Source organism: Methylobacterium guangdongense (genome assembly GCF_038442355.1).
Taxonomy (GTDB): domain Bacteria; phylum Pseudomonadota; class Alphaproteobacteria; order Rhizobiales; family Beijerinckiaceae; genus Methylobacterium; species Methylobacterium guangdongense.
This window is the reverse complement of the sequence record NZ_JBBXMX010000006.1, coordinates 168,486-182,869: the sequence shown is the minus strand read 5'-3', so window position 1 is coordinate 182,869 and position 14,384 is coordinate 168,486. Positions and strand designations below refer to the sequence as shown.

14 protein-coding genes are annotated in these 14,384 nt (G+C 70.0%); 5 read left to right on the top strand and 9 right to left on the bottom strand.

Translation table 11 applies throughout. From position 1 onward, the window contains the following. Nucleotides 1-195: 195 nt before the first annotated feature. Nucleotides 196-603 carry a helix-turn-helix domain-containing protein gene (locus AAHG09_RS14275; RefSeq protein WP_244005077.1) on the bottom strand — a complete coding sequence of 136 codons (408 nt, stop codon included), beginning with the start codon at nt 601-603 and terminating at the stop codon, nt 196-198. A gap of 576 nt (nt 604-1,179) precedes the next feature. Here AAHG09_RS14275 and AAHG09_RS14270 point away from each other — a divergent pair. The 3 genes from AAHG09_RS14270 to AAHG09_RS14260 all read left to right on the top strand — a co-directional run bounded on the left by AAHG09_RS14270 (nt 1,180) and on the right by AAHG09_RS14260 (nt 4,212). Next, nucleotides 1,180-1,968, top strand: a complete 789-nt coding sequence (locus tag AAHG09_RS14270; protein WP_342107999.1) for a pentapeptide repeat-containing protein — start codon at nt 1,180-1,182, stop codon at nt 1,966-1,968. A 5-nt stretch (nt 1,969-1,973) separates the two neighbouring features. Further along, nucleotides 1,974-3,458 (top strand): M48 family metalloprotease, encoded by a 1,485-nt coding sequence (locus AAHG09_RS14265; protein WP_342107998.1) that lies wholly within the window; start codon nt 1,974-1,976, stop codon nt 3,456-3,458. 73 nt (nt 3,459-3,531) lie between these two features. Beyond that, a complete protein-coding gene (locus AAHG09_RS14260; RefSeq protein ID WP_342107997.1) occupies nt 3,532-4,212 on the top strand; it encodes a glutathione S-transferase family protein in 681 nt (226 codons plus the stop codon). A 12-nt stretch (nt 4,213-4,224) separates the two neighbouring features. Here AAHG09_RS14260 and AAHG09_RS14255 read toward each other — a convergent pair whose 3' ends face one another. The 5 genes from AAHG09_RS14255 to AAHG09_RS14235 form a co-directional block, all read right to left on the bottom strand. Continuing rightward, nucleotides 4,225-4,380, bottom strand: a complete 156-nt coding sequence (locus AAHG09_RS14255) for a hypothetical protein (RefSeq protein WP_342107996.1) — start codon at nt 4,378-4,380, stop codon at nt 4,225-4,227. Nucleotides 4,381-4,445: 65 nt separating this feature from the next. Next, nucleotides 4,446-4,883 (bottom strand): EamA family transporter, encoded by a 438-nt coding sequence (locus AAHG09_RS14250; RefSeq protein ID WP_342107995.1) that lies wholly within the window; start codon nt 4,881-4,883, stop codon nt 4,446-4,448. Between the two features lie 196 nt (nt 4,884-5,079). Further along, on the bottom strand, nt 5,080-7,347 hold the full coding sequence (locus tag AAHG09_RS14245; RefSeq protein ID WP_342107994.1) for a xanthine dehydrogenase family protein molybdopterin-binding subunit: 2,268 nt from the start codon (nt 7,345-7,347) through the stop codon (nt 5,080-5,082). Between the two features lie 8 nt (nt 7,348-7,355). Beyond that, a complete protein-coding gene (locus AAHG09_RS14240; protein ID WP_342107993.1) occupies nt 7,356-8,363 on the bottom strand; it encodes an FAD binding domain-containing protein in 1,008 nt (335 codons plus the stop codon). Then, nucleotides 8,360-8,884 carry a (2Fe-2S)-binding protein gene (locus AAHG09_RS14235; protein ID WP_342107991.1) on the bottom strand — a complete coding sequence of 175 codons (525 nt, stop codon included), beginning with the start codon at nt 8,882-8,884 and terminating at the stop codon, nt 8,360-8,362. The genes AAHG09_RS14240 and AAHG09_RS14235 overlap by 4 nt, the downstream gene beginning before the upstream one ends. Before the next feature lie 188 nt (nt 8,885-9,072). On the opposite strand from AAHG09_RS14235, the gene AAHG09_RS14230 reads away from it, so the two are divergent. Beyond that, nucleotides 9,073-10,458: a M20/M25/M40 family metallo-hydrolase gene (locus tag AAHG09_RS14230; RefSeq protein WP_342107990.1), complete on the top strand. Its 1,386-nt coding sequence runs from the start codon at nt 9,073-9,075 to the stop codon at nt 10,456-10,458. A gap of 4 nt (nt 10,459-10,462) precedes the next feature. On the opposite strand, the gene AAHG09_RS14225 is transcribed toward AAHG09_RS14230, so the two are convergent. Beyond that, nucleotides 10,463-11,164 (bottom strand): nucleotide-binding protein, encoded by a 702-nt coding sequence (locus AAHG09_RS14225; RefSeq protein ID WP_342107989.1) that lies wholly within the window; start codon nt 11,162-11,164, stop codon nt 10,463-10,465. Nucleotides 11,165-11,811: 647 nt separating this feature from the next. On the opposite strand from AAHG09_RS14225, the gene AAHG09_RS14220 reads away from it, so the two are divergent. Beyond that, on the top strand, nt 11,812-12,255 hold the full coding sequence (locus AAHG09_RS14220; protein ID WP_342107988.1) for an MEKHLA domain-containing protein: 444 nt from the start codon (nt 11,812-11,814) through the stop codon (nt 12,253-12,255). Between the two features lie 9 nt (nt 12,256-12,264). On the opposite strand, the gene AAHG09_RS14215 is transcribed toward AAHG09_RS14220, so the two are convergent. Both AAHG09_RS14215 and AAHG09_RS14210 read right to left on the bottom strand, forming a co-directional pair. After that, the gene (locus tag AAHG09_RS14215; protein WP_342107986.1) at nt 12,265-13,245 is read right to left on the bottom strand and encodes an ABC transporter ATP-binding protein; all 981 of its coding nucleotides are present in this window, start codon (nt 13,243-13,245) and stop codon (nt 12,265-12,267) included. Beyond that, entirely contained in the window at nt 13,242-14,342 is a 1,101-nt protein-coding gene (locus AAHG09_RS14210) for an ABC transporter ATP-binding protein (protein ID WP_342107985.1), read from the bottom strand. Before AAHG09_RS14210 ends, AAHG09_RS14215 begins: the two co-directional genes overlap by 4 nt. Nucleotides 14,343-14,384: the final 42 nt, after the last annotated feature.

Genomic DNA, 14,384 nt, shown 5'->3' with positions numbered 1-14,384 from the left:
CTCGCACCCGACCTGAGTCGGGTCAAGACGGATTGCCGAACGGATCCGCTATAACGGACGATGCGAGTGAAAAAACGGCCAGCGCCGAATACCTAGAACGCCGGCCCGAAGATCAGCATCCGCACCGTATCCGGGATTTCCGTTCGCGCATCATCGAGCGCGCGAACGTCAGAACCGGCCTTCGGACCGGCTGCGTCAGCTGCCGAGCTTGTTCTCCAGCGCCCGAATCGCATCGGCGACGTCGCGGCGGGTCTCTTCGGAGCAATTCTCGATGATGTGGCGGCCCACCACCTCGGCCAGCCCCTTCAGTCCGCTGTCGGACAAAGATGCCTGCTCGCGCTCGCCGAAGCCGGGGGCGACGAAATCATCCGTCCGCGGCATGCCCTTGAAGAAATAGTCCATCGGCACGCCGGTCATCCGGGAGAAGATGTCGAGATGGACGGCGCTGATCCGGTTGGTGCCCTTCTCGTACTTCTGGAGCTGGGCGGCCGACATACCGAAGCTCTGCGCGACGCGGCGCTGCGTGAGGGATGCCTTCCGCCGCTGCTCAGCGATGCGCTGCCCGACATAGACGTCGCGCTGATCGGTTTTCTGACCCGCCATGAAGAAGCTCGCCCACCCCCTTGCCACGATTCCTGGCGGCAAAGCTTAGCGCGGGCCGGCGATCTTGTCACCGGTTGACGACCGACAAGGGCGCGAGGCTTGGCGAGGGCGCCGATTGGGCGGCACCCCTCGGTAAGATGATGGTGTCCCCGGCAGGGCTCGAACCTGCGACCCCAGGTTTCATACCACTTCGGCTTTCGCCGCCGCGCCCGGAGGGTCGCGTTCGTGGCCTGGACTATCCCTTCACCCTGGACCGGATTCGCGTCCGGCCTTTAGGTGCCGCCCGTCTAGTCTCTACACCTTCCCGCCGGGCGCGGATGCGCCGGGCGGGCTTGGCTCGGGATCGGCAGGGTACCGACGACGAGGCGCCGGTGCCGGAAGCTTTCCCCGACTTTGAGCGGATCCGCCGCGCGGTTTCCCGGCGCGACGCCCAATTGAACCTGTTTAGGAAACCTGTGCTCTGTCCAGCTGAGCTACGGAGACAACCGCGGACTCCATAGCATTCCCCCGGCCGCAGGCCAACCGCGCCCCGGTGGACAGGGGCCTTTCACGCCGCATGATGTCCCGGGGTATCGCATGCGTGGGACGGCGGGATCGGCGAAGCGGATCGGGGCGGCGGTTCTGGCTGCGTGGACCATCACGGCGGGCCCATCGCGCATCGAGGTCCTGGAAAGCATCGGGTTGCGGGGCGAGATCCGCCTCGCCTCGGGTGCCCGGGTGGTGCTCGATTCCCTGCGCTGGCCGGATGCGCCGGAGGTCGCTGCCGCAGCCCGGGCCTGGCTCGACGCCCGGCGCGGGAGCGGGCTCGCCCTGACGCCCCGCGGTCCGGTCGACCGCTGGGGTCGGGAGCGGGCCGATCTCGTGGTCGTGGGGGGCGACGTGGACCTCGCGGGCGGGCTGATCGCCGAAGGGCTCGCCTTCGCGGACGCGAACGAGGCCGATTCGCTCTGCCGCCCGGCCCTGCGCCTGGTCGAGGATGCCGCGCGGGCGAAACGACTCGGCCTGTGGCGCGAGCCCCCATTGGCCGCGACCGATGGTCCGGCGCTCCGGGCGCTCGCCGGACGATTCGTGGTGGTGGAGGGCCGGCTGCGCCATGTCGGCGAGCGCAGCAGCCGGACCTATCTCGATTTCGGCACCAAGGGCGCGGACGCGCTCACGGTGACGGTATCGAAACGCACTTGGCGAATGGTACGCGGCCGTGGTTTGAGTGCGGCCTCGCTCGAAGGCCGGCCCGTGCGCGTGCGCGGCATCCTGGAGATCTGGCGCGGTCCGACCCTGGAGGCCGGGGCCGATGCCATCGAGGTCCTCGGCGAGGCGGACCGGCCCGAGGCCGGCCCGGAGACGGAACGGGGGCTGCGGCGCTGATCGCGATGGGCGGGATCACGGGGGGATTCTTTCGGGCGGCGGGCCTGTTCCCGCGGCGGTTTGCGGCATCCTGTGCCGCGGCCCTGTCGGCGAGCCTGATCCTGGGCGCCTGCGTGGCCGACCAGAGCGTCGCGACCGTGCAGCCGGCCGTGGTGCGGGTGCCGGTCGAGGCGCCGCGGACCACCGGCCGCGAGCGCGTGTCGGATGCCGATCACCTCAAGCTCGTGGCCTCCTTCGGGGGCGAGGCGCGCGCGCCCAACGTGACGCGGATGCTCACGGAGGTGACCGACCGCCTCGTGAAGGCGAGCGACCGGCCGGACCAGACCTACGTGGTGACGCTCCTCGATTCGCCGGTGGTCAACGCCTTCGCGCTGCCGAACGGGCGGCTCTACGTCACCCGCGGGCTGGTGGCGCTGGCGAGCGACACCTCCGAGGTGGCGGCCGTGCTGGCGCACGAGATGGCGCACGTGACCCTCAACCACGCCACCGCCCGCAGCGAGCTGGAACTGCGCTCGCAGCTGGTCAGCCGGGTCGTCCGGGACGTGCTGAACGACCCCGATACCGGCGCGCAGCTCCAGAACCAGTCCCGCTTCGCGCTGGCCCGGTTCTCCCGCGAGCAGGAGCTGGAGGCGGACGCCACCGGCGTGCGGACTCTGGCCAAGGCGGGATACGATCCGTTCGCGGCCGGGCGCTTTCTCACCGCCCTCAACCGCTCGACGGGGCTGAAGGCCAACAGCGCCACTGAGCCCGACATGCTGGCGACCCATCCGGGCACGGCCGAGCGCGTCACCCAGGTGACCCGGGCGGCCCGGCGCATCGGCGCGCCGGGCATCGGCACCGACGACCGGGCCGGCTACCTCGCCGCCGTCGATGGGCTTGCCTACGGCGACAACCCACGCGACGGCGCCGTGCGGGGCCACCGCTTCATCCATCCGGGGCTGGGCATCGCCTTCGAGGTGCCGGAGGGCTTCACCCTGGAGAACACCCGCTCGGCGGTCCTCGGCACGACCCCGGACGGAAATCGGCGCCTGCTGTTCGACCAGATCGAGGCCAAGGACGGCCAACCCCTCGACGCGGTGCTGAAGGCGAGCTGGAACGACGCCTTCGATCCGGCGGGCTTCGAGAGCCGGGATGTGGCCGGCCATCCGGCGGCCTTCGCGCTGTCGCGGGGCAAGGACTGGACCTTCCGCCTCGCGGCGATCCGGATCGGCGATTCGACCTACCGGATGATCATGGCCGCCAAGGGCGCGACCGATCCCGACCCGGCCTTCCGCCGCTGGACCGCGAGCCTCGGGGCGATCGGGCCCGAGGAGGCGGTCCTGCGCCCCCTGCGGCTGCAGGTGGTGCAGGCGACCTCGCCCAGCGCCGAGGAACTCGCCCGCCGCATGGCGGTACCCGACCGGGCGCTCGAACGCTTCCTCGTCCTCAACGGTCTGGAGCGGGGCGCCCCGCTGGTGCCGGGACGCAGCTACAAGATCGTGACGGAATAGCCGCCCTGCGCCGCCGCGGCTTGTGCGGAACGCAGCTCCGAACATCTTTCCGGGATCGTTCAGGGAGCGCGCCGTGATTCGATTCTTCTACAATCTCAGCCCCAATCCCATGAAGGTCGCCCTCTGCCTGGAGGAGATGGGCCTGCCCTACGAGCCGGTGCCGGTGGATCCGCGCAAGGGCGAGCAGTTCGACCCCGCCTATCTGGCGCTCAACCCGAACGGGAAGGTGCCGACGATCGTCGACGACGACGTGACGGTGTTCGATTCGAACGCGATCCTGCTCTACCTCGCGGGCAAGACCGGCCGGTTCCTGCCGGACGGCGAGCCGGTGCGGGGCGAGATGCTGTCCTGGCTGATGTTCGTGGCCACCGGCATCGGGCCGTTCTCGGGCCAATGCGTGCATTTCCGTCACTTCGCGAAGGACGGCGGCGCCTACGCCACCGAGCGCTACGCCTACGAGGCGCGGCGCCACTGGGGCGTCCTCGACCAGCGGCTGAAGGACCGGCCCTACATCCTGGGCGAGACCTACACGATCGTCGACATGGCGGCCTGGGGCTGGGCCCGGATGGTGCCGTTCATCCTCGGCGAAGAAGCTTTCAAGGACCTGCCGAACGTGAAGCGTCTCCTCGACACGATCAACGCGCGGCCGGCCGCCCAGGCCGCCGAAGCCCTGAAGGGCCGGCACAGCTTCAAGGCCGAGATGGACGACGCGGCCCGGGGCTTCATGTTCCGCGCCACGCAGGGCGCCGCCTGACGCCGGGTCGGCTCAGGGCGCAGGGGCGGTCACGGACAGCATCGGCAGGGTGATCGTGAGGGCGCCGTTCGGTGGCCTGTCGGCGTCCAGCGTCAGGCAGGCCGCGAGACCGAGACACAGGGCGAGGCCGAGGAGCGAGGTCTCGAAGCCGCGGTAGACCCAATCCATGGTGGTCCCCTTTCGCGAGGGACCACCAGACTGCGCCGAACGGGTTAACGGATCGGTGTGCGGCCTCACCAGCCCGAGGCGACCAGGGCGGCCCCGGCGGCGATCAGCGCGACGCCGGCCCAGGCGGCGGGGCTGAGCGTTTCCCCGAGCAGGGTGGCGCCGAGAATCGCCACCAGCACGACGCTGAGCTTGTCCAGCGGTGCGACCCGGGCGGCGTCGCCGAGCGACAGCGCCCGGAAGTAGCAGAGCCAGGACGCCCCGGTGGCGAGCCCGGACAGGATCAGGAACACGAGGCTGCGGCTGGAAATCTGCGCCAGCCCGCCGGTCTGGCCCGAGGCGACGACGATCGCGCCGGCGAAGACCAGGATCACCGCCGTGCGCACGAGCGTCGCGACGTCCGACGGGACACCGGCGACGCCGATTTTGGCGAGGATCGCGGTGAGCGCCGCAAACCCCGCGGCGGCGAGCGCCCAGAAGCGCCAGGATTGCAGCAGGTGGCTCACGGGTTTTTCAGACTGCGCCGCTTTGCGGAGGGTTTTTGCGCTGTGTCCCGGGTCGCATTCCGCTTACGCGGCATGCGCCCGGGAACGGGTCTTGCAATTCAACCTTCACCGCTCGCCCCCGGACAGGTGGAGCGTCAGCGCAACCTGATCCGGGACCCAGCGCGAAGGCAAGCCGCGAAGCGGCTCCACCCACGCCTCACAGCAGCTTGTCGACCGTGATCGGCAGGTGGCGCACCCGCTTGCCGGTGGCGTGGAACACCGCGTTGGTGATCGCCGCCGCGGTGCCGACGATGCCGATCTCGCCGAGCCCCTTCACGCCGAGGGGATTCGCCTTGTCCTCCTCGTCCACGAAGATCACGTCGATGTCGTAGATGTCGGCGTTCACCGGCACGTGGTACTCGCCGAGATTGTGGTTCATGAACCGGCCGATCCGGTGGTCGAGCATCGACTCTTCCTCCAGCGCCGAGCCGATCCCCATCACCACGCCGCCGAGGATCTGGCTGCGGGCGGTCTTCGGATTTAGCACCTTGCCGGCTGCGATCGCCGAGACCACCCGGGTCACCCGGACCTGGCCCAGTTCCTCGTCGACCTTCACCTCCACGAACACCGCCGAGTGGGTGTAGGCCTCGAAGGCCTGGTTGAAGTCCTTGTCGGGACCGGCCTGCTCGACCGCCTCGACCTTGTCGACGCCCGCCGCCTGCAAAACCTCCACCAGGGAGACGCTGCGGCCGGGATCACCCGCCACTCCGATGCGGCCGTCCGCGAACACCGCGCGGTCGAAATCGACATTGGCGAGCGGCGAGTTCTCGAGTCCGCGGGCGAGCTTGAACACCTGCTCGCCGACGTTGCGGCACGCCTTCATCACGGCGGTGCCCGAGGAGGCCGCGGTCCACGAGCCGCCCGCGACCGGCGCCTCCGGCAGGCGGGTGTCGCCGAGCTTGGTGGTGACCGCGTCCATCGGCAGGCCGAGGGTGTCGGCGGCGATCTGGGTGAGGATCGTGTAGGTGCCGGTGCCGATATCGCCGGTGGAATTGCCAACCGTCAGGCGGCCGTCCGGCGTCAGGGTCGCGATGGCGCTCGACTGCATCATCATCGATTCCCAGACCCCGGTGGCGACGCCCCAGCCGACCAGTTCCCGCCCGTCCCGCATTGAGCGGGGCTCCGGGGTGCGCTTCGCCCACCCGAACCGCTCGGCGCCCTGCGTGAAGCAGTTCTTGAGCTCCTTCGAGCCGAAGGGCTTGCCCCCGGCGGTGGCGTCGGACTCGGCGTAGTTCTTGAGCCGCAGGGCGATCGGGTCGATCCCGGCCGCGTAGGCGAGTTCGTCCATGGCGGTCTCGATGGCGAACACGCCCGAGACGGCACCCGGCGCGCGCATGTCGCCGGGGGTCGGGGTATCGACCTTCACGAGGCCGTAGGTCAGGGCGACGTTGTCACAGCGGTAGAGGACCCCCGACCAGTTGACCACGACCTCCTGGTAATCCTCGTAGTGCGAGGTGCCGTGGATCGCGTCGTGCCGCAGGGCGACGAGACGGCCGTCCCGCTCGGCGCCGAGTGCGATCGTCTGCAGTGCCTCGGGCCGGTAGGTGAACGACCACATCTGGTCGCGGGTCAGGGTGACCCGCACGGAGCGCTTCAGCTCCTGCGCGGCCAGCATGGCCAGGAACAGCTGGTATTGCGGGCGCAGGCCCGAGCCGAAGCCGCCGCCGAGATAGGGGTTGAGGACACGGACCTGATCGGGCTTCAGGCCGAACACGCCGGCGAGGTACTGCTGGCTGTTCGAGACGCCCTGCACCTTGTCGTAGACCGTGTAGGTCCCGTCCGCCTCCACCACGACCGTCGAGGCGTGCGGCTCCATCGGGTTGTGGTGCTCGATGGCGAGGCTGTAGCCCTCCTGCACCCGCACGGGCGCGCTGCCGAACGCCGCGTCGGCATCGCCCCAGGGCTTCGGCGGCGGCTTGATGCCCTCGCGCTTGGTCGGCGGGTCATAGGCCTCGCCGCGCATGGCTTCGAGGTCGGTCTCCGGCTCCTGGGCCGCGTAGGTGACGTGGACCAGGCTGGCGGCGTGGCGCGCCGTCTCGAAATCCTCGGCCACCACCAGGGCGACCGGCTGACCGCTGAACGCGATCAGGTCGTCGTAGAGGGCGCGGAACGGCGAGCCGGGGGGCGCCACCGCATCCTGGAAGTTCTTGTCGCGCCACGCGGTGCGCGGCCGGTTCTCGTGGGTGATCACCTTGAGGACGCCCGGCACCGCCTCGGCCTTGGCGGCGTCGATCGCGACGATCCGGCCCTTGGCGATGGCGCTCGACACGATGCAGCCATAGGCGAGGCCGGGGGCGGCGAACTCGCCCGCGTACTTGGCGAGGCCCGTGACCTTGGCGGGACCGTCGATGCGGCTCAGCGGGCTACCCACGAAGGTGTCGCGGCCGGTGGAGCTGAACGTCTGGGGGCTGGCAGTGTGGGTCATGGCGGGGCCTACTGGATGCGCTTGTCGCTGAGCGACTGGGGCGTGCCGGCGGCGGCCTGTTCGAGGCCGCGCACGATGGCGCGCCGGGCGAGATCGATCTTGAAGCCGTTTTCCGACTGGGGCTTCGCCTCGGAGACGATGAGGTCGGCCGCCGCCTCAAAGGTCTCGCGGGTGGCGGGCTTGCCCTCGAGCAGGGCCTCGGCGTCCCGGTTGCGCCAGGGCTTGTGGGCGACGCCGCCGAGGGCGAGGCGCGCGGTCTTCACCCGGTCGCCGTCGAGCTCCAGGCCCGCCGCCACCGAGACCAGCGCGAAGGCGTAGGACAGCCGGTCACGCAGCTTCAGATAGGTGTAGTGCTGCGGGAAGCGGCTCTCCGGCAGATCAACCGCGACGATGATCTCGCCGGGGGCGAGATTGGTATCGACTTCGGGCTTGTCGCCCGGCAGGCGGTGGAACTCGGCGAAGGGGATCGACCGCTCGCCCTGCGGCCCGCTCACCTGCACGGTCGCCTCCAGGGCGGCCAGCGCGATGCACATGTCGGAGGGGTGGGTGGCGATACACTGATCGCTCGTCCCGAAGATCGCGTGGATGCGGTTCATCCCGCCGATCGCCGGGCAGCCGGAGCCGGGCTCGCGCTTGTTGCAGGCGGTGGCCGTGTCGTAAAAATAGTAGCAGCGGGTCCGCTGCAGCAGGTTTCCGCCGGTCGAGGCCGCGTTGCGCAGCTGCGCCGAGGCGCCCGCCAGGATGGCGTTGCGCAGCAGCGGATAGCGCTCGGCGACCCGGTCGTCGTACGCCACCTTGGCGTTGGTGGCGAGCGCGCCGATCCGCAGGCCGTTCCCGTGATCCTCGATCTTGTCGAGGGGCAGGCGGGTGATGTCGATCAGCCGGCCGGGCTTCTCGACATCGTACTTCATCAGGTCGATCAGGTTGGTGCCGCCCGCGATGAAGCGTGCGCCCGCCCCGAAGGCCTGCACCGCCTCCGCCACCGTGCCGGCGCGGACGTAATCGAAGCGGTTCATCGGGCGCCCCCCTGCATGACGTCCTCGATGGCGTCGACGATGTTGGTGTAGGCGCCGCAGCGGCAGATGTTGCCGCTCATCGCCTCGCGGATTTCTTCGCGCGTCGTCGCGTGGCCCTCGTTCATCAGGCCGACCGACGAGCAGAGCTGGCCCGGCGTGCAGTAGCCGCACTGGAAGGCATCGTGCTCGATGAACGCCTCCTGGATCGGGTGGAGGGCGTTGCTGCCCTTGCGGTCGCCGAGGCCGGCGAGGCCTTCCACCGTGGTGATCTCGGCGCCGTCCTTCATCACGGCGAGCGTGAGGCAGGCATTCACGCGCGTTCCGTTCACCAGCACCGTGCAGGCGCCGCACTGGCCGTGGTCGCAGCCCTTCTTGGTGCCGGTGAGATCGAGTCTCTCGCGCAGCAGGTCGAGGAGCGTGGTCCACGGGGCGACCTGGAGCTCGCGCCGCTGCCCGTTGATCGTGAGCGTGATGCCGATCGGCGTATCCGCCGACACCGGCGGCTGTTTCTCAAGGAGCATGGCGTGTCCACGGTTCGGGGCGGCGGGTTCTGTCGATAACCGTTCCAATCTGTGCCCGTTCCGGGACAGAGGGTCTCAGGTTCGGATCGGCCGAGCGGTTCCCGATCTCCCAAACCCACCGCCCGACATTGCCGCCCGCACCCCGCCTCGGCTAACCCTCGTCCTGCGAACAAACCCCGGAGCCCCCGATGGCCGCGCTCGACGCGATCCTCAACGACATCGACGCCGATCTGGAGAACGCCCTGGAGCGGCTGTTCGCCTTCCTGCGGATCCCGTCGATCTCCACCGATCCGGCCTATGCCGGCCCGTGCCGCGAGGCCGCCGCCTGGCTCGCCAAGGACCTGACGGCGCTGGGCTTCGACACCGCCGTGGAGGAGACCTCGCTCCACCCGGTGGTGCTCGCCCACAAGCCGAAGCCCGGGGCGCCGCACGTCCTGTTCTACGGCCATTACGACGTGCAGCCGGTCGATCCCCTCGACCTCTGGACGACGCCGCCCTTCGAGCCGCACATCGCCGACGACGGTGCGGGTGGCAAGAAAATCGTCGGGCGCGGGTCGTCGGACGACAAGGGCCAGGTGATGACCTTCGTGGAGGCCTGCCGGGCCCACATCGCCATGAGCGGCGAGCTGCCCTGCGGCGTCACCATCCTGGTCGAGGGCGCCGAGGAGAGCGGCTCGCAGGGCCTGCCCGAATGGGTCGCGGCCAATCGCGAAAAGCTCGGCTGCGACGTGGTGCTGGTCTGCGACACCACCATGTGGGACCGCGCCACCCCGGCCATCACGTCCAGCTTGCGCGGCCTCGCCTATTTCGAGGTGAAGGTCACCTGCGCCGACCGGGACCTGCATTCGGGCTTCTTCGGGGGCGCGGCGCGCAACCCGATCCACGTCCTCGCCAAGATCATCGCCGACCTCCACGACGCCGACGGCCGGGTGACCATCCCGGGCTTCTACGAAGGCGTGCGTGAGCGCCCGCCGGAGGTTCTGGAGCAGTGGCGCGGCCTCGGGCTGACGCCCGAGAAGCTGCTGGGCCCGATCGGCCTGAAGGAGCCCGCGGGTGAGCGCGGGCGCCTGCCGATCGAGCTGGTGCAGTCGCGCCCCTCCTGCGACGCCAACGGCATCATCGGCGGCTATACCGGCGAGGGCACCAAGACGGTGATTGCCTCCACGGCCTCGGCCAAGATCTCGTTCCGCCTCGTGGACGACCAGGATCCGCAGGCGCTGGCGCGGAACTTCGAGGCCTTCGTGCGGGAGCGCATCCCGGCGGATTGCACGGTCGAGTTCATCACCTACAAGGGCTCGCGGGCGATCAGCCTGCCCTTCGACATGCCGCAGCTCGGCGCCGCCAAGGCCGCGCTCGCCGAGGAATGGGGCGTGCCGGCCGTCACGGTCGGGGCGGGCGGCTCGATCCCGATCGTCGGCGACTTCAAGCGGATCCTCGGGCGCGACACCCTGCTGATCGGCTTCGGCCTCGACGACGACCGCATCCACTCGCCCAACGAGAAGTACGACCTGACGAGCTTCCACAAGGGCACGCGCTCCTGGGCGCGGATCCTCACGGCCCTCGGCCAGGGCTAGGGCTTCACCGGGCCGTCGCCCGCATCTTCGCGTCGATCCAGGCCCAGAGGGCCCGGATCTCCTCGGCGGCCAGGCCGTCGGGGGCGTATTCCGTGACGCCGAGGCCGGTGGCCAGGGCGTCCTGATGGTCGACCCGGTGGACGATGCTCGGCTCGGCCAGAACCCCCAGCCCGTGCAGCTGCTCGGCATAGGCGCTGGTGCGCGGCGAGGGCAGCGGCGGGCACTGGTTCAGCACCAGGGCCAGCCGCCCGCGCAGACCGAGGCCGACCAGCGCCTTGAGGGTCGGGCGGGCCGCCACGATGTCGAGCCGCGAGGGCCGCACCGGCAGCACAACGAAATCGGCCTCCTTCAGGGCCGGGGCGAGCCCGGCGGAGCTGCCGGCGGTGTCGAGGACGGCGAGCGTCGTGCCCTGCTCGGCCAGCTGATCCAGGATCGCCGGGAGCTGCCCGATCTCCCAGGGCTGCACCCGGTCGACCGTGACGGAATTCTCCGTCCGCAGGGCGCCCCAACTCGCCAAGGAGTTCTGCGGATCGAGGTCGAGGGCGGTCACGCGCTCGCCCGCCTCCGCGGCGGCGACCGCCAGGGAGGCGGCCAGCGTCGTCTTGCCGGTGCCGCCCTTCTGGACGGCGACCGCGAGGATCCGCAGCGGCCGGGCGGCCCGTCGGGGCGCGGTCCCGGGCTCGACCCCGGATCCTTCAGGATCCATGCATCCCACCTGTCGATCGCCCATATGGCCGTGGCACCCCACACGCGATCGCGGAACCGCCGCCCCCGTCCGGCGGGACGCGGCCGCCAGGGGCCGCGTCCCGGACCGGGGTCCTCGACCCACGCCTCGCGCATGCGCGATCCAGCCTTGATGATCGTAGTCCGGGTTTCATGACGATCGGGCTGTGAATACCTGAGGCCGCCGGACGGCCCTCCGGATCGGATCGGGAGCGTGGGACATAAGCATCCGGATCGAGACCGGAAGAAGACGGATCCCGGCGCGCCTCTGATTTCTTCGGGACCCGTGACAGGCATCCCAAACTATCTTCTCGTCGCAGACGCGATACTGATCCGCCTGTAGCGTGCACCGCGCAATCCGGTCAAGCCACTCAACCAATAGCTGACTCTGATGACCTTCTTTTTGAATTTTCTGAATATTTATGATTTTTACCGATAATCAATCTGCGGTAGGAATTCTGAAGATGCGTACTTTTATTGAGAAGATCAAAAAATTTCATATTCGGCTTATTCACCGAACGCGTTTGTCAGCAAGGACCGCGATGGATCACCGTTGCGCCGCGAAGGCGGACCGGCTCTGAATGCCGCCGCGCGATTCGCAGCCGCCAGCCCCCCGCATTCCGGCACGCCATGACAGATCTCTCGCATGACCCGGACTTCTTCGCCGTGCTCACCGGCAGCTACGCCCGGCGCCTGGGCACGCCGCTGGTGCCCGACGGGTCGGATGCGGCGTGGCTCTACGGGCAGGCGCCGTTCGCGGTCCTGGCCCATGATGGCGGCGCGGATCCGCGCTTCGTCTACGCCAACCGGGCGGCGCAGGCCTGTTTCGGATACAGCCGCGCGGAGCTGGTCGGTCTGCCCTCGCGGCTCTCGGCGGAGGCGCCCGAACGCGCCGAGCGCCAGCGGCTGCTCGATGCCGTGACCCGGGACGGGTTCAGCCGGGATTACCGCGGCCTGCGCATCGCGAAGGATGGGCGCCGCTTCTGGATTGAGCGGGCCGTGGTCTGGCAGCTCGACCGCGACGGTGCGACCGTTGGGCAGGCGGCGACCTTCTCGGAGTGGCGGGACGCGTAGCCGCGCCCGTCAGGCCCGGCCTTCCTGCACGGCGTGGCAGGCGACGCCGTCGAGCAACGCCGGCACCTCGGCGCGGCAGCGGTCGTTCGCGAGCGGGCAGCGCGGGTGGAAGGTGCAGCCGGGCGGCGGATCGATTGGATTCGGGATCTCGCCGGAGACCGGCACCCGGGCGCGGCCGACATGGGCAAGGTCGGGCACCGCGTCGAGGAGCATCCGCGTGTAGGGATGGCGCGGCGCCGCGAACAGGTCCCTGGCGGCGGCGACCTCCACGAGCCGGCCGAGATACATTACCCCCACCCGGGTCGCCATGTGGCGGACCACGGCGAGGTTGTGGGAGATGAACAGGTAGGTCAGCCCCAGCCGGTCCTGCAGATCGCGCATCAGGTTGAGGATCTGCGCCTGGACCGAGACGTCGAGCGCCGAGGTCGGCTCGTCGCCCACCAGGAACTCGGCCTGGCTCGCCAGCGCCCGGGCGATCGCCACGCGCTGGCGCTGCCCGCCGGAGAATTCGTGCGGATATTTCTTCGCATCGTCGGCGTGGAGCCCGACGAGGCCGAGCAGCTCGGCCACCCGGGCGCGGATCGCCCCCTCCCCCTGGATCAGGTTGAAGGCCCGGATCGGCTCGGCGATGATCTTGCCGACCCGCCAGCGCGGATTCATGGACGCGTAGGGGTCCTGGAAGATCATCTGGATCCGGGCCCGCAGGCGCCTGCGGGCGGCGGCCTGGCGCGGATCGGTCATCGAGACCCCGGTGATCGTCACCTCGCCGGCGGAGGGCGGCAGCAGGCCGACCACCATCCGCGCCACCGTCGATTTGCCGGAGCCGGATTCGCCGACGATCGCGAAGGTCTCGCCCTTCTCGATCGCGAAGTCGACGCGATCGACCGCCGTGAGGAACTTGCGCGGCTCGCGCTCGATCACCCGGTTGAGCCAAGGTTTCGAGACGTCGAACCGGCGGCGCAGGTCGGTGACTTCGACGTAGGCCGTCATCGCGCGATCCTTCCCTCCCCCTTGCGGGGAGGGATCGAGGGTGGGGGTGGTTCAGGATGGAGCGTTGCAGTGCCTTCTGCACCACCCCCACCCCTGACCCCTCCCCGCAGGGGGGAGGGGAAAGTGACGGCGTCCGTATCGTAGAGATGGCAAGCCACCCGGCTCGCATCCACCGGGATCGGCTCCGGCCGCTCGACGCAGCAGCGGGCGAAGACCTTCGGGCAGCGCGGATTGAAGGCGCAGCCCTGCGGGATGGCGGTGAGCCGCGGCATCGAGCCGGGGATCTGGCTGAGCCGGTCCGCCTCCTGCGACAGGGTCGGGATCGCCCCCATCAGGCCGACCGCGTAGGGGTGGTGGGGCTTCGCGATCACCGAGGCGACCGGGCCGATCTCGGCCACCCGCCCGGCATACATCACCGCCACCCGGTCGGCGGCCTCGGCGATCACGCCCATATCGTGGGTCACCAGCATCACCGCGGTGCCGTGCTCGCGGCAGAGGCGCTTGAGCAGCGTGATGATCTGCGCCTGGACCGAGACGTCGAGCGCCGTGGTCGGCTCGTCGGCGATGATCAGCTCGGGCTCGGCGGCGAGCGCGAGGGCGATCACCACCCGCTGGCGCATGCCGCCGGAGAATTCGTGCGGGTAGCCGTCGATCCGCCGCTCGGGCGCCGGGATGCCGACCTCGGCCAGCAGGTCGATGGCGCGGGTGCGGGCGGCCTTCGCGGAGAGATTGGTATGTGTGCGCAGGGTCTCGACGATCTGGTCGCCCACCCGGAACAGCGGGTCGAGGGAGGTCAACGGATCCTGGAAGATCATGCCGATGCGCTGGCCCCGCACCCGCCGCATCGCCTCCGGGGAGAGGTTGTCGATGCGCTCGCCCCGCAGGCGGATCTCGCCGCCGGCGATCCGGCCCGGCCGGTCGATCAACCCGATCACCGCCGAGCCGGTCACCGACTTGCCGGCCCCGGATTCGCCGACGACGCCCAGGATCTCGCCGCGGCCGATGTCGAACGAGACCCGGTCGATGGCGGTGAGCGGACCGCGGCGGGTGTCGAAGGCGACCGTGAGGTCGCGCACGGAGAGGATGGTTTCGGTCATGGCGCGGCTGCTCCCACTGTGGAGCCTTCTCCAACCCTCCAC